We start from the raw sequence: 24,684 nt of genomic DNA, 5'->3' as shown, positions 1-24,684 counted from the left end.
CGTGTCCCGCCATCCGGAGAGGATCGTTCGGATCGACCGAAATGGCGGTCTCGCCCTGGTAGTCGGCGAGGCCGCCGTTTCCGATCGGCGGGAGAACGGTGGGCGGAGCGACGTTGGTGCCGACGGTCGCGGCCATGGGAGCGAGAAGCGATCCGGACTCTCCCGCCGCCGCGGCCGGGGACGGTTCCGCGGCGGAGGAGGGGGAGATCCCATGCAGGACGAGCCATTGGCGATGCAGACAGACGTCGTAGAGCGATTCCTCGATCATGTCCCGCCGGGCGCGGCGGCGCTGCTCGTGGAGCACGTGAGGATCGACCGGGAGCGTCTTCAGGTATTCGACGACCCCGGCGGGAAACGCGGGGCAGCCCGCGGGCGCTCGCGCGGAGGTCTCCGCGTGCGAGACCCGCGCGAAGGAGCCGGCGACGAGCGTCGCCGCGAAGAACACTCCGACGATTCTGGTCATGATCGGGCTCGCCTTCTCCGGATGGTCGCGGGTTCCGTGGCAGGGGAATTGTCGGCGACGCGCTCGGCGGAAGTCAAACGAAGCCCTCCCCGGAGCCCCCGGTGCATCGGAACCGCCGCGGTTTCGTCCTAGAGGCCGAGGTTCTTTCGTGCGGCGATCCAGACGAGGACGTCGCGTTCGGCGAGGATCGTACGGGGATCTCCGGGCTGGCGATGGGGGCGGATCTCTCCGTTCTCGACCGCCGCGCGCAGCGCGTCCGGGTCGATCCCGTGGCGGGCCGCGATCTCTTCGAGCGGGGCGAGCGCGGTCCGGATGGTCTCGTCGGCCACGGAGGTCATTGTCTCACGCGCGAGCGGCGGCGACGATCCTCGCGACCGTTTCGATCGAGACGTTCCGGCCGGTGAGAACGACGGCCGCCGGGGAAGAAAAGCGCCCCGCCTTCCCGGTGAGGATCGCCGCGACGCCGACGGCGGCCGACGGCTCGACGAGGTATCCGTGCCGGTCGATGAGCCAGCGGACCGCGTCTTCGATCTCTCCCTCGGAAAGGAGCGCGACGCGATCGACCCGCGAGCGGAGGACCCCGAACGGGATGCGTCCGATCCCGCCTTCGATTCCCCCCGCCGAGGTTTCGATCGCGGGCAGGCGGGTGACCGCTTCGCCGCGGTCGAGCGAGAGCGCGAGCCCCGGGGACCCGGCGTGCTGGCAGGCGACGATCACCGCGCGGGGATCCCGCTCGCGCGCGAGGAAGGAAACGCCGCCGGCGAGACCTCCGCCTCCGACCGGCAGGACGAAGACGCCGCTGTCGGGAGCGTCGGCTACGATCTCCGCGGCGATCGTTCCTCCGTTGGCGGCCATGACGTCGACGTCGTCGAACGCCGAGAGGAATTTCTTCCCTTCCGCGGCCGCGATTCCGAGGGCCCAGTCCTCCGTCTCGTCGTAGCCGGGAAACTCCGAGATCCGGACCTCGGCGCCCGCGTCGCGAATCCCGCGGAGCTTCGCGCGGTCGACCGAGCGCGGAACGCAGACGGTCACGGGCACCGCCGCCTGGCGCGCCGCCGCGGCGACCGCTTTTCCGTGGTTTCCCGCGGAGCACGTCACGACGCCCCGCCTCCGGTCCGTTTCCGACAGGCGCGAGATCTGGAAGATCGCGCCGCGGATCTTGAACGAACCCGTCTTCTGCAGGAACTCGAGCTTCAGCCGGACGGGAACGCCCGCGGCGGCGGAGAGCTCGGGCGACTCTTCGAGGCCGGTGCGGACGATGCGGCCGCGGAGAACCTCCGCGGCCGCGTCGATCAGGGACGTCGAGAGCGAAGCGACGGCTACTTTCCGGCCGGCGCGGCGGGCGGGGGCGTCGGATCCGGCTGCGGGTTGTGAACCGGGGGCAGCGTTCGGAGGTACGCGTAGACCGCCTTCAGGTCCGCGTCGGTGAGGTTGACGTACACGTTCCAGGGCATCGGCGGGAGGATCGGCCGCGACACCCCCATGTGCTTTCCGGTCCGGATCGCCTTGACGAAGGTTTCCTCCGACCAGCTCCCGATGCCCGTGTTCTCGTCGGGCGTCAGGTTCTTCGCGTAGCTGATCCCCCACGGGCCCGACCACGCGGTGAATTGGTCGGTCGTGTGCGCGATCCACGGGCCCGATGCGGGCGCCGGCGAGAGCTCTCCTCCGACGTAACCGATGAGCATTTTCGTCATGTCGATTTCCGGACCGTTCGGCCCCATCTTCTTCGGCGTGTGGCAGTCGTTGCACGCCAGAACGGAGACGAGATACTTCCCGCGCTGGACCGCCGCCGAGGCGGCGTGCGGCGCGGGTTTCGGAGCGGCCTTGGCGGCGAAGAGCGCAGCGGTTCCCGCGACCACGGCTGCCGCCAGGAACAAGGGTTTCCCGATCTTCATTATTTTTCCTCCCTCAGTCAGTGGCGGGGATTCTCTCATCGACGGCCCGGGCCACGCAATCGGCCCGGCAGGACCGGCGCGATTCGAGCCGGCTGACGCATTCGCCGTCCGGCCGCTTGCCCGGGCCCGGTTCGGGCGGCTTCGAGCCGGCCTATTTCGCGCGTTCTTCCGGAGCGATTCCGCGTTGGACGTTTCCGTCCTTCATGACGAAGACGACGCGCCGGAGCGCGGCGATGTCGGCGGACGGATCGCCCTCGACCGCGATCAGATCGGCGCGGTAGCCGGGCGCGATCGTCCCGATCTCGCGGCCGAGTCCGAGCGATTCCGCCGAGTCCCTCGTCGCGGTGGCGATCGCGTGCATGGGCGACTCTCCGGCGTCTCGGACGCGGCAGATCAGGTCCTCGACGTTCCTTCCGTGGGCGCCGGCGACCGCGTCGGTGCCGTACGCCATCTTCAGGTTCGGCACGGTGAGCGCGAGCTTGAGCGTGGCGACGGCGAGCGGAACCGCCTTTTCCATCGCCGCGAAGCCCGCCTCCGTGTAGTTCTCGATGCCGAGATATTTCGGCTTGTTCTCGAGGTAGTTGCGGAAGATCAGGCTGCACTGCGGGTCGAAGATCGTGCCGCGCTCCGCCATCAGCGTCAGGATCTCGCGGGTCGCGAAGATCCCGTGTTCGATCTGCGTGCACCCGGCGAGCGTCGCTCGCCGCATGCTCTCGGCGCTGTGGGCGTGCACGAGCGTGCGCAGGCCGAGCGACTTCGCCTCGCCGCAGGCGGCGTCGAGCTGTTCCGGCGAGAGCGTCGGCGCTCCGCCGTCGCGGATGCTCTTCGACGCGAAGATCTTGATGAGGTCGGCGCCCTGCGCCTTGCGGTCGCGGACGGCCTGGCGGAGCTTCTCCGCGTCTCCCGTCGACTCGTCGAGCGGCTCGAGAGAGGTGAGGATCCTCGGACCCGGCAGCTCGCCGCGGCCGATCGCGTCGCGCAGGTCCTTGTCCTCCGGCGCGCCCACGCTCTGGATCGTCGTGAAGCCCCCCGAGAGCGTCGCCCAGGCGTTCCCCGCCGCGGCGAGCGCGGCCTGCGCCGGGGTTTCTCCGTCCTTCTCGGTGTGGAGCCGTCCCTGGCGGTTGAAGTACCAGACGATGTGGGTGTGGACGTCGATCAGTCCCGGAAGGACCGTCTGGCGGGAGAGGTCGACGACGGGAGTCCCGCCGGCCCGCGCCGAGATCTCGCTCCACGAGCCGACCTCCCGGATCTTCCCTCCTTCGACGAGAACCCCGCGGTCGGGGACGATCCGCCCGGCGGTCACGTCGATCATGTGCCCGGCATGGACGAGGACGGGACCCGCGCCCTGCGCGCCGGCCGTTGCCGCGACCAGCAGGAGCGCGGCGAAGCGGGAGAGGAATTTCATGATCGGCACCTCGCGCCGATTCTCGTCCGCGGTGAGGAGGATTTCAATGCTCGGCGGCGGCGCGGGCGACGCGGCGGAGGTCGGCGACGAACCGCCGGCGCTCGGCGCGGCGGGCCGAGTCGTCGGGGGCGCGGAGGATGGACGACGGATGGACGGTCGCGATCACCCGCCCGAACTCGGCGGATTCGACGATCTTCCCGCGGTCGCGGGTGACGCGGAATGCGGGTCCGAGCAGCGCCTGCGCCGCGGTCGCTCCGAGCGCGACCACGACCCGCGGACGGACGACCGCGAGCTCGGCGGCGAGCCATGGCTTGCACGCGGCGATCTCTCTCGCGTTCGGCTTCTTGTGGATCCGGCGTTTTCCGCGCGGCTCCCACTTGAAGTGTTTCACCGCGTTCGTGACATAGGCGCTCCGCCGATCGATTCCCGCCTCCTCCATCGCGTCGTCGAGGAGCCTGCCGGAAGGCCCGACGAAGGGGCGGCCGGCGAGGTCCTCCCGGTCGCCGGGCTGCTCTCCGACGAAGAGCACCCGGGCTCCCCGGGCGCCCTCCCCGAAGACGGTCTGCGTGCCCCGTTTCCAGAGATCGCAGGCGCGACACTTCGCGGCCGCACCGCGCAGCGTCGCGAGCGTCGGCCGCGGAGGGACGAGAGGCGCGGCGGTCCCGGCGGGGACGGGCACGTCCGCAATCGGAGCAATCGGGCTGCCAGTGCGTCGCTCGGCGCGGGGCCGTGCCGTCGAACTCCTCGTCGTCGGGATCGTCCTCGCCGACGAGAAGCACGATCCCTTCCCACCGCGGCGAGGGTCGGCGCCGATCCCGAATTCATGAAGCTTCAACCACTTCGCCCGGACCGAGGCGAGGGGCGCGGCGCGGAGCGGAGCGCGCGGCTTGACACCCCCCGCCGGGCTCCGTACGATCGTGCCGGTTCTTTGATTTCATCCCGAGCGGTGGAGGGAATGGGCCCCGTGAAGCCGCGGCAACCGGATTCCGTATCGCGCGGAAGGCGTCAGGTGCCAAATCCCACCCCCCGAAGGGGGGAAGATGAGAGGCTCGCGATCGTTTCCGGATTCCGCCCCTCATCGTCGTCGTGAAGGGGCTTTTTTCATGGCCGGAACTTTTCGCGAGGCGCTCCAGAACGAAATTCTCCTCGCCGACGGCGCGATGGGGACTCTCCTCGTCACGCGAGGCGCGGAGCCGTCGACCGCGCGCTCCTCGCTGTCGCTCTCCGCTCCCGACGCGGTGAGCGAGATCCACGACGACTACGTCGAGGCGGGCGTGCGGATCCTCACGACGAACACGTGGGACGCCAACCGGGTGAAGCTTCGCGAGCACGACTGGTCCGACTCGCTCGAGAAGATCAACCGGACCTCGGTGGCGCTCGCGAAGAAAGCGGCCGCCGGCGAGCACATCTTCGTCGCCGGTTCGGTCGGCCCTCTCGGCGCGATGGTCAAGCCGTACGGATCCCTCGCCCTGTCGCAGGTCCGGGAGATCTTCGAGGAGCAGATCCGCCTGCTCCTGGAAGAAGGGGTCGACCTCGTCCTCCTCGAATCGTTCAGCAACCTGCTCGAGGCCGCGGAAGCGGTGCGCGCGGCGCGGGGGCTCTCGGCGGAGATCCCGATCGTCGCGCAGATGACCTTCTTCGCCGACGGCCGTACCGCGTTCGGCGAGCGCGCGGGGGACGCGCTCCGCACGCTCGTGGCGGCGGGAGCCGACGCCGCGGGAATCAACTGCACCCTCGGCCCGCAGGAGACGCTGGGAGTCTTCGAAAACGTCGCCGCCCAGGTCGGCGCGCCGCTCTCGGTGATGCCCAACGCCGGCTATCCGACGCTCATCCGCGGGCGCAACGTCTACAACGCGTCGCCCGACTATTTCCGCGAATACGCGCTCGAGTTCGTCGATCACGGCGCCGCGATCGTCGGAGGCTGCTGCGGCACGACCCCGGAGCACATTCGCGCGATGGCGCGGGCGCTCGCGGGTGCCTCCCGGCGTCCGCTCGCGCCGGCCGCCGTCGAGACGGTCCGCGACGTCTTTCCTCACGACGTCGGCGGGCAAGCGATCGAAACCTCGCACTTCAAGAGGAAGCTCGCGGCCGAAGGAGCGTTCACCGTCACCGTCGAGGTCGAGCCGCCGCGCGGCGCCGACTGCCGTTCCGCGATCGAGGCGGCCCGCCTCCTCCGGCGGCTCGGCGTCGACGCGGTGAACGTCACCGACAATCCGATGGCGCGCCTGCGGATGTCGTCGGTCGCCGTCGCGGGACTCGTCCAGAGGGAGACCGGACTCGACGCGATCGTCCAGTTCACGACCCGCGACCGGAACGTCCTCGGAATCCAGTCCGACCTTCTCGGCGCATCCGCGCTGGGGCTGAAGGCGCTCCTCTGCCTGGGGGGAGACCCGCTGAAGATCGGGGACTACCCGAACGGGCATCAGGTCTCGGAGGTCGACACGCTCGGCCTCCTGCGCATCGCGAAAATCCTGAACGCCGGCGCGGACCTCGTCGGGAACCCCATCGGAGCGCCGACCGCGTTCGCGATCGGGTGCGCCGCCAACCCCGCGGCGCGCGATCTCGACGTCGAGTTCTCGAAGCTTCGCGCGAAGATCGAAGCGGGCGCGACCTTCGCGCAGACCCAGCCCGTCTTCGATCCCGCCGCGCTCGACGCCTTCTTCGCGCGCCCCGACGCGCGCGCGGTTCCCGTGCTCGTGGGGATCCTGCCGCTGAAGACCCTGAAGCAGACGCTCTATTTCGCCAACGAAGTTCCCGGGATGGTCGTGCCCGAGGCGACGATCGCGCGGATGCGGAGGGCGGCGGAGCGCGGCCCCGACTTCGAAGCGGAGGAGGGGCTCGCGATCGCGCGCGAGCTCGCCGCGGCGATCGCGGCGATCGCGCCCGGCATGCACGTCATGCCGATGCAGAAATACGCCTCCGTGGAGGCGATCCTCGACGCGGTTCCGGCGGCGGCACGGCGGTCCGAGAGCGTCCCGTGAGCGTCCGCGACGAGGGGCCGGGCGACGCGTTCCGCGCGCTCCTGGAGGAGCGCATCGTCGTCATCGACGGCGCGATGGGGACGATGATCCAGGCGCATCGGCTGGAAGAGGCGGGTTACCGGGGCGAGCGGTTCCGTGGACATCCCGTCGATCTCCAGGGAAACAACGATCTCCTCTCGATCACGCGGCCCGAGATCATCGAGGAGATCCACCTCGCGTATCTCGAGGCGGGGGCCGACGTCATCGAGACGAACACCTTCAACGCGAACGCGATTTCGATGTCCGACTACCGGATGGAGGCGCACGTCGCCGAGATCAACCGGGCCGCCGCGGAGATCGCGCGAAAGGCCGCGCGCGCGTTCGCGTCCGCCCACCCCGGCCGTCCGGCGTTCGTCGCGGGCGCGATGGGGCCGACGAACCGGACGCTGTCGCTGGCGACCGACGTGCAGCGCCCCGGCTACCGCGAGCGGTCGTGGAGCGATTTCGTCGGGGCCTACGCGGAGCAGGCGGAGGCGCTGCTCGACGGGGGGGTCGACCTGCTCCTCGTGGAGACCATCTTCGACACGCTCGTCGCGAAAGCGGCGCTGTTCGCGATCGAGACGATCTTCGAGCGCCGCGGCGTGCGCGTTCCCGTGATGATCTCGGGGACGATCACCGACCGGAGCGGCCGGACGCTCTCCGGGCAGCTGATCGAGGCGTTCTGGAACTCGGTCTCCCACGCGAACCCGGTCTCGGTGGGCTTGAACTGCGCGCTCGGCGCCCGGGAGATGGAGCCGTATCTCGAGGAGCTCGCCGCGATCGCTCCCGTCTTCGTGAGCGCGTACCCGAACGCGGGCCTTCCGAACGCATTCGGCGGCTTCGACGAGACGCCGGAGAAAATGGCGGCCGATCTCTCGCGCTTCGCGGAGCGGGGGTGGATCAACGTCGCCGGAGGATGCTGCGGAACGACGCCGGAGCACATCCGGGCGATCTCGGAGGCCGTGCGGCGCTTCCGCCCGCGCGTTCCGCCGTCGCCCCCGCGCTACACCCGCCTCTCCGGGCTCGAGCCTCTGACGATCCGCCCCGACTCGAACTTCATCGTCGTCGGCGAGCGCACGAACGTCACGGGATCGCCGAAGTTCGCCCGCCTCGTGCTCGAAGGGGACCTCGAGGGCGCGCTCTCGGTCGCGCGCCAGCAGGTCGAGGGCGGCGCCAACGTCCTCGACGTCAACATGGACGAGGGGATGCTCGACTCCGAACGCGCGATGCGCGACTTCCTGAATCTCGTCGCGGCCGAGCCCGACATCGCCCGCCTCCCGATCATGGTCGACAGCTCGAAGTGGCGCGTGCTCGAGGCCGGGCTCCAGTGCCTGCAGGGAAAGGGCGTCGTCAATTCGATTTCTCTCAAGGAAGGGGAGGAGGAATTCCGGCGGCAGGCCCGCCTCGTCCGGCGCTACGGAGCGGCGGTCGTGGTGATGGCGTTCGACGAGGAGGGGCAGGCGACGACGACGGAGCGCCGCGTCTCGATCTGCCGGCGGGCGTGGGGAATCCTCGCCGGCCTCGGCTTCGCGGCCGAAGACGTCATCTTCGATCCCAACGTCCTCACCGTCGCGACCGGGATCGAGGAGCACAACCGCTACGCCGTGAGCTTCTTCGAGGCGGTGCGGCGCATCAAGGAGGAGCTCCCCGGCTGCAAGGTGAGCGGCGGGGTGAGCAACGTCTCCTTCTCGTTCCGCGGCAATCGCGCGGTGCGGGAGGCGATGCATTCCGCGTTCCTGTACCACGCGATCCGCGCCGGGATGGACATGGGAATCGTCAACGCGGGACAGCTCGCGGTCTACGAGGAGATCGACCCGGAGCTCCGCGAACGCGTCGAGGACGTCCTCCTCGACCGCCGCCCGGACGCGACGGAGCGGCTCCTGGCGTTCGCCCAGTCCGTGCGCGGCACGGAGAGGGAGGCCGCGGCCGCCGAGGACTGGCGGGTCCAGCCCGTCGAGGCGCGGCTCGCCCACGCGCTCGTCCGGGGGATCGTCGACCACGTCGAGGAGGACGTGGAGGAAGCGCGCCGGAAACTGGGCCGCCCTCTCGACGTGATCGAGGGGCCGCTGATGGCGGGAATGAACGTCGTCGGAGACCTCTTCGGCAGCGGAAAGATGTTCCTCCCGCAGGTCGTCAAGAGCGCCCGCGTGATGAAGCGCGCCGTCGCCGTGCTCCTTCCCTATCTCGAGGCCGAGAAGACCGCAGGGGAACGGTCCCACGCGGGAACCGTCCTGCTCGCGACCGTCAAGGGGGACGTCCACGACATCGGCAAGAACATCGTCGGCGTCGTGCTCTCCTGCAACAACTACGAGGTGATCGATCTCGGCGTGATGGTCCCGGCCGACCGCATCCTCCGGGCCGCCCGCGAACGGAAGGCCGACGTGATCGGGCTCTCCGGGCTGATCACGCCGTCGCTCGACGAGATGGTCCACGTGGCGCGGACGCTCGAGCGCGAGGGGTTCTCCATTCCGCTGCTGATCGGCGGCGCGACGACCAGTCCGCTTCACACCGCGATCCGCATCGCGCCCGAATATTCGTCGCCGGTCGCGCATGTCCCGGACGCGTCGCGGGCCGTTGCCGCCGTCGCGGGACTCCTCGCGCCGGACGGCGCCTTCGCGCGCCGGAACCGGGAACGCCAGGAGGAGACCCGGTCGGCCCACCGCTCGCGCGCGGAGCGCGTCCTCCTGCCGATCGCCGAAGCCCGGCGGCGCCAGACCGCGGTCGACTGGGCCCGCGAGGCTCCGGCGGTTCCCGGATTCCTCGGCGTGCGGACGGTCGATCCGCTTCCGTGGCCGGAGATCCTTCCCCTCATCGACTGGGCCCCGTTCTTCCACGCCTGGGGAATGAGGGGCCGCTACCCGCAGATCCTCGACGATCCGGCGGCCGGGGAACGCGCGCAGGAGCTCCTCGCCGATGCCCGGCGGACGCTCGAGAGTCTCGCGGGCAGGGTGCGCGTCCGGGCCGCCTACGGATTCTTCCCGGCGGCGGCGCGCGGCGACGACATCGTTCTCTTCGATCCGGCCCGCCGCGACCGGACGGCCGGCTTTTTCCACACGCTCCGGCAGCAGGCGGAACGCCCCGAAGGGGAGCCGCAGCAGTCGCTCGCCGATTTCGTGGCGCCGGAAGCGCTCGGCCTGGCTGATTCTCTCGGGATGTTCGTCGTCACGGCGGGCCCCGAGGTCGACGCCGTCGCGCGGGAGCACGAAGCCGCCCACGACGACTACTCGGCGATCCTCGTGAAGACGCTGGGGGACCGGCTCGTCGAGGCCGGAGCGGAATGGCTCCATCGCCAGGCGCGCCGCGACTGGGGTTTCGGCCGGGACGAAGAGCTCGCCCCCGAGGATCTCCTCAAGGAGCGGTACCGTGGAATCCGGCCGGCGCCCGGTTATCCGGCGTGTCCCGATCACTCGGAAAAAGAGGTGATCTTCCGGCTCCTCGAAGCCGAGGCGCGGACGGGCGTCCGCCTGACGGAGACGTTCGCGATGTTCCCGGGGAGCTCGATCGCCGGGTTCTACTTTTCCCACTCGCGCGCCCGTTATTTCGCCGTGGGACCCATCGGAAACGACCAGGCGGAGGACTACGCCGCCCGAAAGGGTTTGCCGCTCCGGGAGATCGAACGGTTCCTCGCCCCCGCCCTTCCGGCCGGCGCCCGGCCGCCGGCTCCCGCCCTCCCGGCCTGACCCGGTTTTTGCATTGCCCGGAATTCTTTCCGCTTTTGCGCGGAGTTTCGTTAGAATCCGCGCCAACGAGGAGGGTCTCATGAAGGTCGTGCGGTCACGCGCCGGTCTGCTGGCGGCGGCGGTTGCCCTGTTCTGCGCTCCGCTTTTCGCCGCGGAAGGGAAGATCGGGGGGGTCATCGTCGACGAGAACGGAACTCCCGTTCCCGGCGCGAAGGTCACGATCACGACCCCGAAGCAGAAGGACTTCACGAGCGAACAGACGACCGACGAGGGGGGCCGGTTCGCGGCGTCGGTGCCGAACGCGAAGTGGGAGTACGGAATCCGCGTCGAGCACGACGGATTCTCGCCGAGCCAGACGGAAGCTCCGTCGGCCAACGGGAACCTTTCGATCACGATGCATCCGCCCTTCCCGGGCACCGTTCCGCCGCCTCCGCCGAAGGTCGATCCCGGAATCGCCGCGTACAACGACGGGGTCGAGACGCTCCAGAAGGGCGACAAGGCGGGAGCGGAGAAGAAGTTCGACGAGGCGGTCGCCGCCAAGCCCGACCTCGCTCCGGCGTGGAAGGTCATCTCGCAGCTCGCGTACGAGCGCAAGGACTACGCGAAGGCGCTCGCGGCGGGGCGCAAGCTCCTCGAGCTCGACGCGAAGGACAAGGACCTCTATGGAATCCTGATGGACTCGGCCCAGAAGACCGGCGACACCGCCGCCGCGGTCGACTACAAGAAGAGGTTCGTCGAGGCCAACGCCGACAACCCCGAAGTCAACTACAACGCGGGAGTGGAGTCGTACACGGCGGGCGACTACGCGGCCGCGACCGCGTCGTTCGCGAAGGCCGTGCAGCTGAAGGCCGACATGGCCAATGCCTATTTCTGGATGGCGATGTCGGAGTACAACCAGAAGAGCTACGGAGCGAGTCGCCGCGACTTCCAGAAGTATCTCGAGCTCGCGCCGCAGGGCGACCAGGCGGACAACGCCAAGAAGATGCTGGAGGCGCTGCCGGCGAAGTGACCGTCGCGGGAGCGGGCTCGGGGAACCGGAGCGCGTGACGGCGGGCGCGGCTCGTCGAACGAGCGACTCGACCGCGCCGCCGCCACCCCCTTCGCCGACGCTCCCGCTCCCGCATCGCGGAGCTTTCGCCTCGGTTACTTCGGCGAACCCTTTCCGCGATGCGATGGGCCCCGGAGCGTGTAGCGTGTCACGCTGGAGTATCAGAAGCCATGGAGGTTTGATTCAGGTACCCCGCGCTGAGTAGGACTCACGCGCCCGTCCGGTCCGATGTATCGCCGCGCCAGCTCTCCCTAACCCCTCATGAACGAATCGAACTCGTCGGGTTGCGGCGCGCGGGCGCGCGCGTCGGCGGGCTCGACCAGACCCGCCTTCGCGAGTTTCGCCAGCGACTGTTCGAGCGAGACGGCGCCGAACTTGCGGGCGATCGCGATCTCCTGGTGGAGATGGTGCAGCGCGTTCTTCCGGATGTGCTGGCGCGCGCCGTCGGTCGCGAGCAGGAGCTCGATCGCGACGATCCGCCCTTTTCCGTCCGCGCGCGGAAGCAGGTGCTGCGACAGGATGGCCGCGACCGCCATGGCGATCTCCTGCCGGACCGTCGCCTGCCGCTCGGGAGGGAAGGAATCCGCGAGGCGAGCCACCGCGCCCGCGGTGTCGGAGCTGTGGAGGGTCGAGAGCACGAGATGCCCCGTCTCCGCGGCGGCGAGCGCGATCGCCATCGTCTCCGAGTCGCGCATCTCCCCGATCACGATCACGTCCGGCGCCTGCCGCAGCGCCGCGCGGAGCGCGGAGGCGAAGTCCGGGGCGTCGACGCCGATCTCCACCTGCTCGATCACCGACGTGCGGTGGGCGTGCTCGTACTCGATGGGGTCCTCGATCGTCACGACGTGCCGCGCGCTCGACCGGTTGATTTCGGCGACGAGCGCGGCGAGCGTCGTCGTCTTTCCCGATCCGGTCGGTCCCGTCACGAGGACGAGCCCGCGCGGGAGCCGGGCGAGGCGCGCGACCTCCTCCGGAAGTCCGAGCGCCGCAAACGACGGCGGCTCGGCGGGAAGCGCCCGGATCGCCGCGGCGGCGCGCCCCCGCTCCCGGTGGAGGTTCAACCGGAACCTCTGGCCGCCGCGCCGGAGCGACGCGTCGGCGTTGGATCGCTCGCGGTAGATCCGGCGGGCGGCGGCCGAAATCGCGGGGAGCACGGCGCGCTCGATCTCGGGACCCGTCAGTTTCTCGGCGTCGAGGAACTGGAAGTCCGCGTCCCGGCGGACGGCCGGAGGCGCGTCCGCGACGAGGAGAAGGTCGCTTCCCTTGCGCGCGACGAGTTGCGCGAGCCAGCCGTCGAGCCGGGTGTCGATCGTCGGCATGGCGGCGATCTCCGGCACGTCCACGGGGTCGATTTCCCCCGGTTCGTCGCCGGCGTCGGCCGTTCGCGGAGGAGCGCCGGCGTTGAGCTCGGCGATCAGCCGGTTGATGTCGTCCGAATCGTCCATCCCGGAATATTACGCACGAATCGCGCCGGACGCGGAGTTCCCATTCGTTAAGTCTTGGGAAATAATGCTTTGAATGCAGTCTCAGCGCCAGGCAGACGACTACGACGTCCTCGTCAAGGGGTGCTCGCACGTCATCGACGAGGGGGACCTCAAGCGGAAGCTCGCCCGGTCACGCGCCGAACATCGGCCGCTCGTCGTCAAGGTCGGCTTCGATCCCTCGGCGCCCGACATCCATCTCGGCCATACGGTGCTCCTCCACAAGATGCGGCACTTCCAGAACGCCGGCCACCGGGTCATCTTCCTGATCGGGGACTTCACGGGCCTGATCGGCGACCCGAGCGGAAAGAAGAGCACCCGCCCGCAGCTCACGCGCGCCGAGATCGAGAAGAACGCCACGACGTACGCGGAGCAGTGCTTCAAGGTGCTGGATAAGGACAAGACCGAGATCCGCTACAACTCCGAGTGGTTCCTGGGCGGCGGAAAGGAGAACCGGCCGCCGCTCGGCGCGGACGGCTTCGTCCGTCTCGCGTCGCGGATCACCGTCGCGCGGGTGCTCGAGCGCGACGATTTCCAGAGGCGGTGGAACGCGCACCAGCCGATCGCGCTCCACGAATTGATGTACCCGCTCTCGCAGGGCTACGACTCCGTGGCGCTCCAGGCCGACGTCGAGCTCGGCGGGACCGACCAGCTCTTCAACCTGCTCCTCGGGCGGGACCTCATGCGGGAAGAGGGGATGGAGCCGCAGGTCGTCATGACCGTGCCTCTCCTCGTCGGAACCGACGGCGTCGAGAAGATGTCCAAGTCGCTCGGCAACGCGATCGGCGTGAACGAACCTCCCGGCGACATGTACGGCAAGCTCATGTCGATCTCCGACGAGACGATGTGGAGCTATTACCTGCTCCTGACCGACGACCTCCCGGGGGAAATCGAGGAGAAGAAACGGTCGATGCACCCGATGGACGCGAAGAAGGAGCTCGCGCGCCGGATCGTCGGCCGGTTCCACGGCGGCGAAGAAGCGGGACGCGCGGCGGAGGAGGAGTTCGTCCGGGTCTTCTCGAAGAGGGAAGAACCGGCGCGCTACGAGGAGATCGTCCTGCCGGCCTCGGACGCGGCGGACCCGCTGCCGAAGCTCATCGCGGAAGCCGGGCTCGCGCCGTCGAACGCGGAAGCGCGGCGGCTCATCGCGTCCGGCGCGGTCGACGTCGACGACGTCCGTGCGTCGGATCCGAAGCGGGCGATTCCGCGAACGGCGGGAAGCGAAGTGCGGCTCCGCGTCGGCAAGCGCCGGTTCGCGAAGGTCATCTTCCGCCGGACGGAATAATACACGATATTCCCGGGGTCCCCGGACGCTCCCGAAGGGGGCGGCGGGGTCCGCGCCGAGGCGCGGCGCGCCCGTATGGCGCGATGCATGGCCGCACCCCTCCTCAGGCGCAACATTCCCCTTTCGGGATCTCCGCTCCGTGCGGGCACGCCCTCGGATGCTTCAGGAACGCGCAGATCGAGTCCGTCACTTCGAGCGACAGGATGTGCTCGAAGCGGCACGCCTCGCGTTCCGTCACCTTCGCGTCGAGGGCGAGCGTGTGGGTGAAGAGCATCTCGGCGAGCCGCTGCCGGCGGATGAGGTTGCGGGCGCGCTCGTAGCCGGTTTCGGTCAACTCGACGGATTCGCCCGTGAAAGCGATGAGGCCGCGGTCGGCGATCCGCTTGAGCAGCGTCGGCGGCGCGCCGTGCGGCCCGGAGACCAGCCGGGACATGCTGCGGTCGCCGCGCTCGCGGAGGATCCAGATCCGCTCGAGCGCTTCGTCCATCGCCTCCTCCGCTTCGGCGGGCGTGAGGAACGAGCCGACGATCCGGCCGTGCTCGAGCGTGAGCCGCCGGTCGGCGAGCTTCGAGACCGTCAGGTCGTGGGTGACCATCACGATGGTCTGGCCGGCGTGGTGGAGCTCCTGGAAGAGCTCGAGGACGATGTTCTCGTTCTCTTCGTCGAGATTCCCCGTCGGCTCGTCGGCCAGCAGCAGCTTCGGGCGGTTGACGAGCGCCCGCGCGATGCAGACGCGCTGGAGCTCGCCGCCGGAGAGCTGGGAGGGCAGGGCGTCCGAGCGCGCGGCGAGGCCGACGCGCGCGAGCACCTGGCGCGCCTCCTTCTCGTCGACCAGCGAATGGAGGTCCTGGGCGAGCATGACGTTCTCGACGGCCGTCAGATACGGAACGGTGTAGAAGGACTGGAAGACCAGGCCGATCTTCTCGCGCCGCAGGCGGATCCGCTCCCGTTCCGAGATCGCGGTGGTGTCGACTCCGTCGACGACGACGCTCCCCTTGTCGGGGCGGTCGAGCCCGGCGGCGAGGTGGAGGAGCGTCGACTTTCCGGACCCCGACGGGCCGACGACCGCGACGAACTCCCCGGCGGCGATCGCCACGCTGACGTCGTCGAGCGCGAGCGGCCCGCGCGGATAGGCGCGCGTGACGTTTTCGAAAGCGAGAATGTCGGTCATTCGTTCATCGCTCATTTTTCTATTCGTTCCTCAGGGCGGTGATCGCTTCGATCGAGAGCGCGCGCCGCACGGACGGGAGCCCCGCCGCGGCGGCGATCCCGATCGAGATCAGGAATGGGATCACGGCCCACGCGGGAGAGACGGTCAGGGGGACGCCGAAGAGGTGCCGTTCGAGCCGGTCGGCGATCAGGAGCCCGGCGGCGGCGCCGATCGCTCCGCCGATCGCCCCGAGCGCGGCGCCCTCGGCGAGAAAGCGGACGAAGAGGCGGCGCCCCTCGGCGCCGAGGGACTTCTCGAGCGCGATCTCGCGGCGGCGCTGGACGACGGCGGCCATGAGGGTCGTCGCCGTGCCGAGCGCCGCGAGCCCCGCGATCGCGATGCCCATGGCGGTGAGGAGACCGCGGAGCCGGACGACCACCCGTCCTTCCGACGTCGCGACGGCGAGCAGCGGGTCGACCCGCGCGCCCGAATCGCGCTCGATGCGGGCCGCCGAAGCGGCGACCCGGGCTCCGCTCCCGGCGAGGCGCAGCAGGAGCGCGTCCGCCTCTCCGGAATCCGCGCGCGGCAGGTCGCTCCACGGGAGGATGAGCTCCTCGTCCTCTCCTTCGCCGGTCGCGACGCGCCCCACGATGCGGACCCGGCGCGCGCCGCCGGGCAGCGCGACCTCGACTTCGCGGGAGCGGTCGAGGCCGAGCCGGTCGTAGAGCCGCACGCCGGCGACCGCCTCCGCCGGCGACGACGGAAGCGCGCCGTCCAGGTCCCAGGCGTCGAAGAAGGGACGCGCCCGGGAAAAGTCGACGGCGATCGCGGTCACGCGCCGCGAGCCGGCCGCGAGATCGGAGACGCGGATCGGGAGCGCGCGCTCCACGTCGGCGGCCGATGCGATGCGCCGCGCCGCGTCCCCCGAAAGCGGGCGCCCGTCACGGCTTCGCGCCACGGCGTTCGGGCCGCGAAGGCGGAACTCGCGCGTCATCTTGCGGGCGACGTCCGAGGCGAGGGAGCCGAGCGCGCCGATCGCCGCCGCCGCGATCGCGATGGCGAGGATCGCGGGGAAATAGCGGGGAAGGCGACGCTGGAACGAGCGGAGGAGCTGCCGGGCCGCGAAGCTCATCTCATCCCTCCCGCAGCGCGGCGATCGGCTCGAGCCGGATCGCGCGCCGGACGGGCGCGAGCGACGCCGCGACCGAGACGAGCACGGCCGCGGCGACGGCGACGGCCGCGAGGAGGGGGGTCCGGGGAACGGCGAACCCGAACACCGCGCGGGCGAGCGCGGGAGCCGCGAGGAATCCGACGAGCGCGCCGGCCGCTCCGCCGAGCAGGCCGTTGGCCGCCGCCTCCGCGAGAAAGACGGCCGCGATCTTTTCCGGTTCGGCCCCGAGCGCCTTCCAGAGGCCGATTTCGGGAGCGCGCTCGGTCACGGAATCGAAGAGCGTCGAGAACACCGCGAGCAGCGCGGCGAGGAGCGCCGCCGCCGCCGCGAAGAAGAGGAGCGCCTCGGCGATCGACGCCGACCGCTCCTCGTCGGCGGTCACGCGCCGGAGCGGCGCGGCGCGGGCGCCGGGAATCGCTTCGCCGATCTGGGAGGCGATCGACGACGCGTAGGGGGTGCAGTACCAACGGTCGTACTCGACGGGCGAGAGCTTCTTCGGGTCGCGGTGGAGCGCCGCCTCGAGTTTCGACTCCGGCGTCGTCATCGCGGTCACGTCGATCCGGCCGATGCGGCCCGGCGTTCCGGCGACCTGCTGCGCGAGGGCGAGCGGCAGGAGGAGCGTTCCGTCCTCCCGCTCGCCCGAGCGGAAGATGCCGGTCAGCGTGACCGTGCGCGGGCCGCCCGGGCCGGAGACGCGGATCGCGGCGCCGGACGACCAGCCGCGGCTCTCGGCCGCGCGGATGCCCGCGGCAGCTTCGTCGGCGCCGTCCCGCGGCCACCGGCCCTGCGCGATTTTCCACGCCGGATGCGCGCCGAGGACTCCCGTCGAGAGCGGTTCTCCCTTCGGCGTCCGCCGCTCGCGGCGGAAATCGACTCCTTCAGCGGCCATCGGCTTTCCCCCGGCGTCCACGGAGAATTCCAGCACCGGGGAAATCGCGGTGATGTTGTTCTTCCAGAAGAGATCGGGGAACGCGTCGAGCGCTGCCTCGGGAAGCGCCTGGGGAGCGGGAGGAGCCGGAAGAGGCGCGCCGAGGATCGACGGCGCGGCTTTCGCGGTCTCCGGCAGCACGACGATGTTCGCGCCGTAGGCGGTGAGGTCCCGCCGCGTGCGGTCTCCCATTCCGGAGCCGATCGCGAGGACGAGAGTCCAGATCGCCGAGGCGATCGCCAGCGCGACGAAGGCGACCGTCTTCCGGCGGCGGCTCCGGCGGAACGAATTCGCGAGGATCCGGAAGAACATCTCGGGTCAGCGCCCGACGGCCGGAAACTGGCCCGACTCGGCCGCGAGGTCGGCCTCGCGGATCACGACCGCGTCGCCGGCGACGCGGGAGGGGAGCGGAATCGGGTTGCAGCCGCCCGCTCTCCCGATCGTGGGGATGTTGATGTTCGCGTCGCAGTGGAGGCAGACGACGTTGGATCCGACCTGGTTGTATCCGTCGGTTCCGCAGATCTGGCACGCGTCGTAGGCCGATCGGATCTCCGTGCCGGAGCGGATCAGCAGGAACCGCGTCGCCCGCCCCGAGACGACCGTCACGAAGCGGTGGAGGCGGCCGTCGGAAACCGCCGCCAGGGGAATCCGCAGCTCTCCGCCGGCGGCGGAGACCGGAGTGGACGGCGTCAGCCGCCTTCCCGCTTCGGCGCGCACGAAGCTGACGGAGAGCACGGCGAGGATCACCGCGGAGAGCGCCGCCGCGATCCGGAGGCCGCGCTTCTCGCGCATCTCCTTCGCGCGCGCGAGCCGCGCGTCCGGACCCTCGCCGGTCGGGAGGGCCCCGCGGCGCGCCGTCGCGATCGCGAAGAACGGCACGAGGAGGACGGCCAGGACGAAGAGGAGGTTGTTCTTGACGACCGGGCCGATCACCGCCATCTCGGTCGGCCCGACGCGGATGAATCCTCCCTCGGCGAGCTCGTGGAGTCCTCCCACGAAGAGCTGCACGAGGAGGAGACCGAGGACGAAGTTCGTGATCGCGAAGAATCGCTTGAGGTCGATCCGGAGACTGCCCCGGGCGAACGCGACCCCGAAAGCGACCGCGACCGCGAGACCGGCCGCGCCGCCGGTCACGGCCGCGAGGGTGTCCGTGTTGAGCGACGCCGCCGAAAGGAACAGCACGCCCTCGATCCCTTCCCGCGCGACGAGGAGGAACGTCAGCCAGAAGACCGACGCGCCCCCGCGTCCGAGCGCCGACGCCACCCGGGTGCCGACGTGCTCGCGCAGGCGATGCGACGTCCGGTGGATCCAGACCATCATCGTCGCGACGAAGATCGCCGCGACGAGCATCAGGAATCCCTCGAAGAGGTCCGCGTCGAGGGCGAAGCCGCGGAGGACGATCCCCCCGGCGATCGACGCGGCGACGGCGAGCGCGATCCCCTGGGCGACCCGGCCGTACAGGTCCTCGCGTCCCGACTTCCGGAGCGCGCCGACGACGATCGCCACGACGAGGGCGGCCTCGATCCCTTCCCGGAGGACGATGACGAAGCTTTCGAGCATGGGCGCGAGCTCCTCTTGACAAACGGCGCGCGGGAGGACAGTATCACGACTGAGACTGAGTCGCAATGTCAACTGCATCGTTTTTCCGGCGGGTCTGACCGCATGCCGAACCGGCGGGAAGCGGCCCTCTTCGAGGCGTACCTCCGGCGCCACGGGCTGAAGTTCACCCCGGAGCGGCGGCTCCTGTTCGACGAGATCTTCAAGCGCCACGAGCACTTCGAGGCCGACGAGCTCCTCTTCCGGATGAAACAGCGGGGCCGGAAGATCTCCCGGGCGACGATCTACCGGGGGCTGGAGCTGCTCATCGCCGCGGGAGTCGTGGGGCGGGTCCGGGTGGGGGACGAAGGGTTCCTGTACGAGCGGCTGCACGCGGGCGAGCACCACGACCACCTGATCTGCCTCGGATGCGGCCGGATCATCGAGTTCTACGAGCCGAAGATCGAGGAGCTCCAGGATCGCGTCTGCGCCCGGGCCGGATTTCGCGCGGTCACGCACAGTCATCACATCCGCGGCTTCTGCCGCGACTGCCGCAAGAGCAGGGCGGCGGACCCGGAACTGGAAAGCGCGCGGAAGACCGCCGGCGCGGCGCGTCCGCTCGTTGAGACTGAGTCTTAGGATCAATGAGAGGACGACGAATGCGCCTCCGCCCGCGGTTTCTCCCCGCCGCCGCCGCGGCCCTGCTCCTCGCGTCCGCCGCCCCCGCCCGCGCGGATCGGAAGTTCTATCTCTTCACCTACCAGTACGCGACGCTGCCGAAGGGGGCGGCCGAGCTGGAGACGTGGATCACCCGGCAGGACGACGACTCGGTCCCGAAGCAGGTGGACGGCGAGCTCCAGATCGAGGGGGAGTTCGGCCTGACGGACCGCCTCGACATCTCGCTCTACACGATCCTCGCGAAGGAAGGGGACGCTTCCCTCGACTGGGACGCGTCGAAGATCGAGACGAAGTACCGGCTGGGTGAGCCCGGAAAATGGCCGGTCGACGTCGAGCTCTACGCCGAATACGAGCAGCCGTTCCAGGTGCACGGCTGGGGCGAACCCGAGCTCAAGCTCATCCTCGCGCACGATTTCGGCCCCCTGAACGTCGCCGGAAACCTGATCTTCTCGAAGCCGGTGGACGACGAGACGGGCCGCCATTTGGCGTGGAAGAGGGAATGGGCCGCGGGCGCGTCGTACGAGCTCTCGCCGCGCGTCAATCTCGGCGTCGAAGGCCACGGTTCGTTCTCGGAATCCAACGGAAAGGTCGGTCCGGTCGTCTCGTACCAGGGAGAGAAGGCGTGGGCCGCCGTCGGCCCGTATTTCGGATTGACCTCGCGGGACGGCGACGTCGGCGCGCGCGCGATCCTGGGGTTCTACTTTTGAGGCGTCTTCGCCCCGCGTTCGCGGCCGCGGCGGCGCTGGCGGCTGCCGCGGCGTGGGCTTCCGCTCTCCCCCCGGCGACTCCGGAGACCGAACCCGGCCGCGCGCTCTACGCGGGGAAGTGCCATGCCTGCCACCGCCTCTACCCTCCCGGCCGGGTCGGGCCGGAGAAATGGCCGGCGCTGATGGAAAAGATGGCGGAGAAGGCGAAGCTCACCCCCGAGGAGGAGAAGCAGATCCTCGCCTACGTGCTCGCCGCTTCCTCTCCGAAATAGGGACGAAGCGGGATCTCCCGCCGGCGGGGGATGGCGGCGGGATCGAACGTCCGGCGGGCTTCGTCGAGTCCGGGCCGCTGGCCGAGCGTCCGCAGCAGCGAGCCGCGAATCGCATCGACGTCGCCCCGGGCGACCGCGTCGGCGAGCGCGCGCGAGCCGGCCCGCTTGGAGAGCTTCTCGCCCCCCTGGGCGGAGACGAGGATCGGCACGTGAGCCCATCGCGGCTCCCGGAATCCGAGCGCGCGTCCGAGGAGGATCTGGCGCGCGGTCGAGTCGAGGAGATCGGCGCCCCGGACGACCTGCGTGATCCTCTGATCGCCATCGTCGGCGACGACGGCGAACTGGTACGCGTAAGCGGCTACCGGGCCTTCGCGGCGGACGACGAAATCGCCGACTTCCGCCGCGACGTCCTGCCGGACCGCCCCGAACACGGCGTCGGCGAACTCGACCGTTCCGTCGTCGACCCGGAATCTCCACGACCGAGCCTCGGAGGGAGCGACCGCCGCGTTCCGGCACGTTCCGGGATATCGCGGCTCCGCGCCGTGGGGCGCCGAGGCCGCCGTCCGCACCTCGCGCCGCGAGCAGCGGCACGGATAGACGCGGCCGTCGGCGGCCAGGCGCCCGAAGAGCGCGTCGTAGAGAGCCTCCCGGCGCGACTGACGAACGACCTCGCCGTCCGGGCGCAGGCCGAAGGCGGCGAGCGCCGCGAGCTGGTCCTCGGCGCACCCTTCGATCGCCCGCGGCGCGTCGAGATCCTCGATCCGGACGAGCCATTCGCCTCCGGCGCTCTTCGCGAAGAGCCAGGAGGCGAGCGCCGTCATCATCGACCCGAAATGGAGCGGTCCGGACGGCGTCGGGGCGAAGCGGCCGCGTTCTATCGCCGGAAGCTCCGGACGACTCGCACGAGCGACTCGATCTCCTCGGGGGAGAGCACCTTCCCGAAGGCCGGCATGTCCTTTTCGGTGCCGTTGGTGATCGCCTCGGCGAGCTGCTCGTCGCTCTTGTGCTGCTGGAAGTCGGGATCGGTGAAGTCCTGCGCCTTGAGCTTCTTCCCCTTCTCGGTCTGCGCCCGGCCGTCCTCGCCGTGGCACTTGATGCACTTCTGGAGAAAGAGCGGCGACGGCGATCCGCCCTTGTCGGCGGCGAAGGCGAGCGCGCCGGCGGCGGCGATTGCGAAAAACAGGGCGGGGGCGGGGCGAACGGGCATCGAACCTCCTCGAAAGTGCGCGGCATCCCGGCGGCGCAGGATCATTTTCTCAGCTTCGCGAGGTCTCCGATCACGTCTTCAGGTTTCCAGTCCCGCCCTTCGTGCCGCCCGAGGACGGCGCCGTCCGGGCCGATCGTCAGGACGAGGAGAGAGTGGGTGATGGAGGTTCCGTCGCGCTCGAAGAGCGCGCCGGCGTGCTGCGCGACGGCCGCGATCTCCGCCGGGTCCCCGGTCGCGAAGGTCCAGCGGCCGCTCCTCATGTCGACCTGGCGGGAGTAGTCGCGGAGGACCTCGGGCGTGTCGTTGGCCGGATCGACGGTCACGAGCAGGAAGCGCGGCGCGGGGGAGAGCGCGCCGACGCGCGCGAGCTTCCCGATCGTCGCCGGACACGCCCACGGAAGCGGACAGCGGGTGTAGACGAACGAAACGACGACGGGCGCACCGCGGAAGCGCCCGAGGGTGAGGGCCCTCCCGTCCTGGTCGACGAGCCGGAAATCGGGGAACCGGGCACCGGCCGGTACGATCTTCGAAGGGTCGATCGTCGCCGCCTCGCCCGGCGATCCCTTCCGGGCGACGACGGAGATCTCGTCGAGCTTCGGCGCGGCCGCCGGGCCCAGGATCCGGGCGGTGATCTCGTCTCCGGGCTCGAGGAGATCGAGCCGGACGGAGGGATCCGCCGCATAGGGCATCGTCATCGCCGGCATGTACCCCGGAATCTCCCCGTGGCGGACGGTCACTTCCCGGCGAGCCGGGTCGATCGAGACGACGACTCCCCGCAACGCGTGAGCCGGGAGCTCCGCCGAAGACGGCGGCGCGCTCGGCGTGTTCCGGCAGCCGGCCAGGAGGAGAAGGGTGGCGAGGGCGGCGGCGCTTCGGGACCGGCGCCCGCCGCGTTCCCGCAGAATGAGGACGACGACCATCAGGAGCGCCGCGTCGCGCGCGAGAACCCATCGCATTTCGGAGAGGAGCTCCGCGTGGGTCTTCTCCGCCGCATGAACGTCGAAGCAGCCGCACTGGACGGCGCGGTCGCGGGCGAGGTTCGTTCCGATCGCGAGAATGAACACGACGAGCATCGCGCCGACGAGCTTCGCCGCCGTCCTCCAGAAGAGGCCCGCGACGAGGAAGAGTCCGGACAGCATCTCGATCCAGGGGAGGACGAGGGCGGCCGGGTGGACGAGCGGGGACGGGAAGAGCCGGTAGTTCGCGATCATGTGGGCAAAGCCCGGCGGATCGGCGATCTTGGGGCCGGCGGCGACGATGAAGACGGCTCCGAGGAGGATCCGGCCGGCGAGGACGGCGAGACGCCGGAAGGGCGGCCGGCGCGTCACTTCTCCTCCCCGCCGGAGATCGGCCAGCCGCGCTTCTGCCAGTCGGGGAAACCGTCGCGGTAGACGTACACGTTGTCGAAGGTCACGCCCCAGAGTTTCTGCGCGAGCTGGTGGGAATCTTCGCAGTCGCCGCCGCTGCAGTACGCCACGATCGGCGCCTTCGTGTCGCGGCCCTCGTCGAGGAGCGCCTTCACCTTGTCGTCGGCGTCCGACTCCCAGACCGAGATCGAGCGCGCGCCGCGGATGTGCCCTTCCCGGTAGGCGGCGGTCCGCCGCGCGTCGAGGAAGAGCGCGCCCCGGTCGAAGAGGGCTTTCGCCTGTTCCGCGGTGACTTCGACGAAGGGCCGGTCGGGATGCGGGGCGAACTCCGCGATCTCCCCCTTCGGCGCGGGAGCGGCCGAGGCGGGCCGGGAGGGAGGCGCGGGAGAGGCGTGCGCCGGGGAGGGCGCGGGCGGCGGCGGAGCCTTCTCCGCCGGCGCGGCGGGGATGGGCTGCAGCGACGGAGGCGCCGTGACCGGGACGGCGGAGGGAGGCTTCCCGAGCCACGCCAGCCGGCGCTCGCGGCGCGCGAATCCGTTCGAAACGACCGAGCAGAGAAAGGCGAGCGCCACGATCAGCGCCGTCTCGCGAAGGAAGCCGAGCTCTTTCCTCACAGCCGAACCTGGAGTCCGGTGAAGAGGTTGTACGTCGACGCGATGTTCACGCCGTTGATTCTCTGGTAAATCGGGATCTGGACGTAGCCGTACAAGGCGGTTTTCGGCGAGAGGGCGAGGCGCGCACCCGGGGAAAGATAGACGAAGCTTCCGCCCGTGTCGTCGCGCACGGCGTCGGTCTCACCGACATCGTCCTTGCCCTTGAAGCGGGCGTTCACCTGAAGGAGCGCCTGGAACGCCTGGGAGACCGGATAATTCGCGCCCGCGTTGATCTGGAGCTCGTCGCCGACCCGGTAGCTCCGCGTTCCCACGCCGTTGCGCCGCCCCGTGATCCCGACGAAATAGGGCATCGCCCCCGTGTTCCCGAGCGGTCCCCACGTGAGGGAGGGGACGTTGGCGGTCCGCTGCCACACGAGGCTCGCGGACAGGTCGGTCGATCCCGTTCCCGGCGCGATCGTCGGTTCCGCCTCGACCCCTTCGTCGTTGGCCGAAGAGCGGTTGCCCGTCGGAAGCTTCACCGCGAGGCTCGCGGAAAGGTCCGGGAGGAACCGATAGCGCCCGGAAAGCGCGATGTCGCCGAGGCCGTCCAGGCGGAATCGCTCGAAATCGCCGCCGTCGAAATGCTCGTGGTAGCGCGAGACGTACGGAACCGAGAGCGAGAGATAGAGATCGGGTGTCGCCGAGTAGTTGGCGAGGAGCGTCGTGATGCGGTTGACGGTGCGATGCTCGAGCTCCCCTTCCCCGGGGGGAACCGGATGCGACACTCGGTCGCGGCCGGCGTAGAGCCGGTCCTGGTCG

General features: G+C 70.2%; 23 protein-coding genes, 1 pseudogene and 1 riboswitch. Of the genes and pseudogenes, 7 read left to right on the top strand and 17 right to left on the bottom strand.

All coding sequences use genetic code 11. The annotated features are described in order from the left end of the window. The 6 genes from VFS34_12325 to VFS34_12300 form a co-directional block, all read right to left on the bottom strand. The coding region (locus VFS34_12325; GenBank protein HET9795236.1) for a hypothetical protein at nucleotides 1-463 on the bottom strand (463 nt) is incomplete at its 3' end. A 128-nt stretch (nucleotides 464-591) separates the two neighbouring features. Continuing rightward, a complete protein-coding gene (locus VFS34_12320; GenBank protein HET9795235.1) occupies nucleotides 592-801 on the bottom strand; it encodes a hypothetical protein in 210 nt (69 codons plus the stop codon). 4 nt (nucleotides 802-805) lie between these two features. Next, nucleotides 806-1,723 (bottom strand): pyridoxal-phosphate dependent enzyme, encoded by a 918-nt coding sequence (locus tag VFS34_12315; GenBank protein ID HET9795234.1) that lies wholly within the window; start codon nucleotides 1,721-1,723, stop codon nucleotides 806-808. Between the two features lie 59 nt (nucleotides 1,724-1,782). Further along, entirely contained in the window at nucleotides 1,783-2,358 is a 576-nt protein-coding gene (locus VFS34_12310; protein ID HET9795233.1) for a c-type cytochrome, read from the bottom strand. Nucleotides 2,359-2,509: 151 nt separating this feature from the next. Next, the gene (locus tag VFS34_12305) at nucleotides 2,510-3,763 is read right to left on the bottom strand and encodes an amidohydrolase family protein (GenBank protein HET9795232.1); all 1,254 of its coding nucleotides are present in this window, start codon (nucleotides 3,761-3,763) and stop codon (nucleotides 2,510-2,512) included. A 43-nt stretch (nucleotides 3,764-3,806) separates the two neighbouring features. Next, nucleotides 3,807-4,451 carry a UdgX family uracil-DNA binding protein gene (locus VFS34_12300; GenBank protein ID HET9795231.1) on the bottom strand — a complete coding sequence of 215 codons (645 nt, stop codon included), beginning with the start codon at nucleotides 4,449-4,451 and terminating at the stop codon, nucleotides 3,807-3,809. A 243-nt stretch (nucleotides 4,452-4,694) separates the two neighbouring features. Further along, a riboswitch (SAM riboswitch) is annotated at nucleotides 4,695-4,810 on the top strand. Nucleotides 4,811-4,866: 56 nt separating this feature from the next. On the opposite strand from VFS34_12300, the gene VFS34_12295 reads away from it, so the two are divergent. The 3 genes from VFS34_12295 (at nucleotide 4,867) to VFS34_12285 (ending at nucleotide 11,451) form a co-directional block, all read left to right on the top strand. Beyond that, nucleotides 4,867-6,744 carry a bifunctional homocysteine S-methyltransferase/methylenetetrahydrofolate reductase gene (locus tag VFS34_12295; protein HET9795230.1) on the top strand — a complete coding sequence of 626 codons (1,878 nt, stop codon included), beginning with the start codon at nucleotides 4,867-4,869 and terminating at the stop codon, nucleotides 6,742-6,744. Further along, nucleotides 6,741-10,442 carry a methionine synthase gene (metH, locus tag VFS34_12290; GenBank protein HET9795229.1) on the top strand — a complete coding sequence of 1,234 codons (3,702 nt, stop codon included), beginning with the start codon at nucleotides 6,741-6,743 and terminating at the stop codon, nucleotides 10,440-10,442. Before VFS34_12295 ends, metH begins: the two co-directional genes overlap by 4 nt. A 79-nt stretch (nucleotides 10,443-10,521) precedes the next feature. Beyond that, the gene (locus tag VFS34_12285; protein HET9795228.1) at nucleotides 10,522-11,451 is read left to right on the top strand and encodes a carboxypeptidase regulatory-like domain-containing protein; all 930 of its coding nucleotides are present in this window, start codon (nucleotides 10,522-10,524) and stop codon (nucleotides 11,449-11,451) included. Between the two features lie 290 nt (nucleotides 11,452-11,741). On the opposite strand, the gene VFS34_12280 is transcribed toward VFS34_12285, so the two are convergent. Next, on the bottom strand, nucleotides 11,742-12,935 hold the full coding sequence (locus tag VFS34_12280) for a PilT/PilU family type 4a pilus ATPase (protein ID HET9795227.1): 1,194 nt from the start codon (nucleotides 12,933-12,935) through the stop codon (nucleotides 11,742-11,744). A gap of 73 nt (nucleotides 12,936-13,008) precedes the next feature. On the opposite strand from VFS34_12280, the gene tyrS reads away from it, so the two are divergent. Further along, nucleotides 13,009-14,256 (top strand): tyrosine--tRNA ligase, encoded by a 1,248-nt coding sequence (gene tyrS / locus VFS34_12275; protein HET9795226.1) that lies wholly within the window; start codon nucleotides 13,009-13,011, stop codon nucleotides 14,254-14,256. 103 nt (nucleotides 14,257-14,359) lie between these two features. On the opposite strand, the gene VFS34_12270 is transcribed toward tyrS, so the two are convergent. The 5 genes and pseudogenes from VFS34_12270 to VFS34_12250 all read right to left on the bottom strand — a co-directional run bounded on the left by VFS34_12270 (nucleotide 14,360) and on the right by VFS34_12250 (nucleotide 19,065). Next, complete coding sequence (locus VFS34_12270) at nucleotides 14,360-14,689, bottom strand: iron dependent repressor, metal binding and dimerization domain protein (protein ID HET9795225.1); 330 nt, start codon at nucleotides 14,687-14,689, stop codon at nucleotides 14,360-14,362. Nucleotides 14,690-14,779: 90 nt separating this feature from the next. Continuing rightward, nucleotides 14,780-15,427: pseudogene (locus VFS34_12265) on the bottom strand (ABC transporter ATP-binding protein). Nucleotides 15,428-15,446: 19 nt separating this feature from the next. Then, nucleotides 15,447-16,538 (bottom strand): ABC transporter permease, encoded by a 1,092-nt coding sequence (locus tag VFS34_12260; protein ID HET9795224.1) that lies wholly within the window; start codon nucleotides 16,536-16,538, stop codon nucleotides 15,447-15,449. A gap of 1 nt (nucleotide 16,539) precedes the next feature. Beyond that, nucleotides 16,540-17,817, bottom strand: coding sequence for an FtsX-like permease family protein (locus tag VFS34_12255; GenBank protein ID HET9795223.1), 1,278 nt, complete (start codon nucleotides 17,815-17,817; stop codon nucleotides 16,540-16,542). Between the two features lie 6 nt (nucleotides 17,818-17,823). Further along, nucleotides 17,824-19,065, bottom strand: a complete 1,242-nt coding sequence (locus VFS34_12250) for a Fe-S-containing protein (GenBank protein ID HET9795222.1) — start codon at nucleotides 19,063-19,065, stop codon at nucleotides 17,824-17,826. Nucleotides 19,066-19,167: 102 nt separating this feature from the next. On the opposite strand from VFS34_12250, the gene VFS34_12245 reads away from it, so the two are divergent. From VFS34_12245 to VFS34_12235, 3 genes are read left to right on the top strand one after another with little or no spacing between them, the layout of a single operon-like run. After that, nucleotides 19,168-19,680, top strand: a complete 513-nt coding sequence (locus tag VFS34_12245) for a Fur family transcriptional regulator (GenBank protein HET9795221.1) — start codon at nucleotides 19,168-19,170, stop codon at nucleotides 19,678-19,680. A gap of 5 nt (nucleotides 19,681-19,685) precedes the next feature. Then, nucleotides 19,686-20,426: a hypothetical protein gene (locus tag VFS34_12240; protein ID HET9795220.1), complete on the top strand. Its 741-nt coding sequence runs from the start codon at nucleotides 19,686-19,688 to the stop codon at nucleotides 20,424-20,426. Continuing rightward, a complete protein-coding gene (locus tag VFS34_12235; protein ID HET9795219.1) occupies nucleotides 20,423-20,698 on the top strand; it encodes a hypothetical protein in 276 nt (91 codons plus the stop codon). The genes VFS34_12240 and VFS34_12235 overlap by 4 nt, the downstream gene beginning before the upstream one ends. On the opposite strand, the gene gluQRS is transcribed toward VFS34_12235, so the two are convergent. The 5 genes from gluQRS to VFS34_12210 form a co-directional block, all read right to left on the bottom strand. Further along, nucleotides 20,668-21,576: a tRNA glutamyl-Q(34) synthetase GluQRS gene (gene gluQRS, locus VFS34_12230; protein HET9795218.1), complete on the bottom strand. Its 909-nt coding sequence runs from the start codon at nucleotides 21,574-21,576 to the stop codon at nucleotides 20,668-20,670. The two genes, VFS34_12235 and gluQRS, sit on opposite strands and share 31 nt — an antisense overlap. Then, complete coding sequence (locus VFS34_12225) at nucleotides 21,573-21,905, bottom strand: cytochrome c (protein HET9795217.1); 333 nt, start codon at nucleotides 21,903-21,905, stop codon at nucleotides 21,573-21,575. The genes gluQRS and VFS34_12225 overlap by 4 nt, the downstream gene beginning before the upstream one ends. 41 nt (nucleotides 21,906-21,946) lie before the next feature. Beyond that, nucleotides 21,947-23,233 (bottom strand): MauE/DoxX family redox-associated membrane protein, encoded by a 1,287-nt coding sequence (locus VFS34_12220; GenBank protein HET9795216.1) that lies wholly within the window; start codon nucleotides 23,231-23,233, stop codon nucleotides 21,947-21,949. Then, the gene (locus VFS34_12215; protein ID HET9795215.1) at nucleotides 23,230-23,886 is read right to left on the bottom strand and encodes a rhodanese-like domain-containing protein; all 657 of its coding nucleotides are present in this window, start codon (nucleotides 23,884-23,886) and stop codon (nucleotides 23,230-23,232) included. The genes VFS34_12220 and VFS34_12215 overlap by 4 nt, the downstream gene beginning before the upstream one ends. Next, the coding region (locus VFS34_12210; GenBank protein ID HET9795214.1) for a hypothetical protein at nucleotides 23,883-24,684 on the bottom strand (802 nt) is incomplete at its 5' end. The genes VFS34_12210 and VFS34_12215, both read right to left, overlap by 4 nt.

This window comes from Thermoanaerobaculia bacterium (assembly GCA_035717485.1).
GTDB lineage: Bacteria > Acidobacteriota > Thermoanaerobaculia > UBA5066 > DATFVB01 > DATFVB01.
The sequence above is the reverse complement of the archived record's forward strand: the minus strand, read 5'-3'. Positions and strand labels throughout refer to the sequence as shown.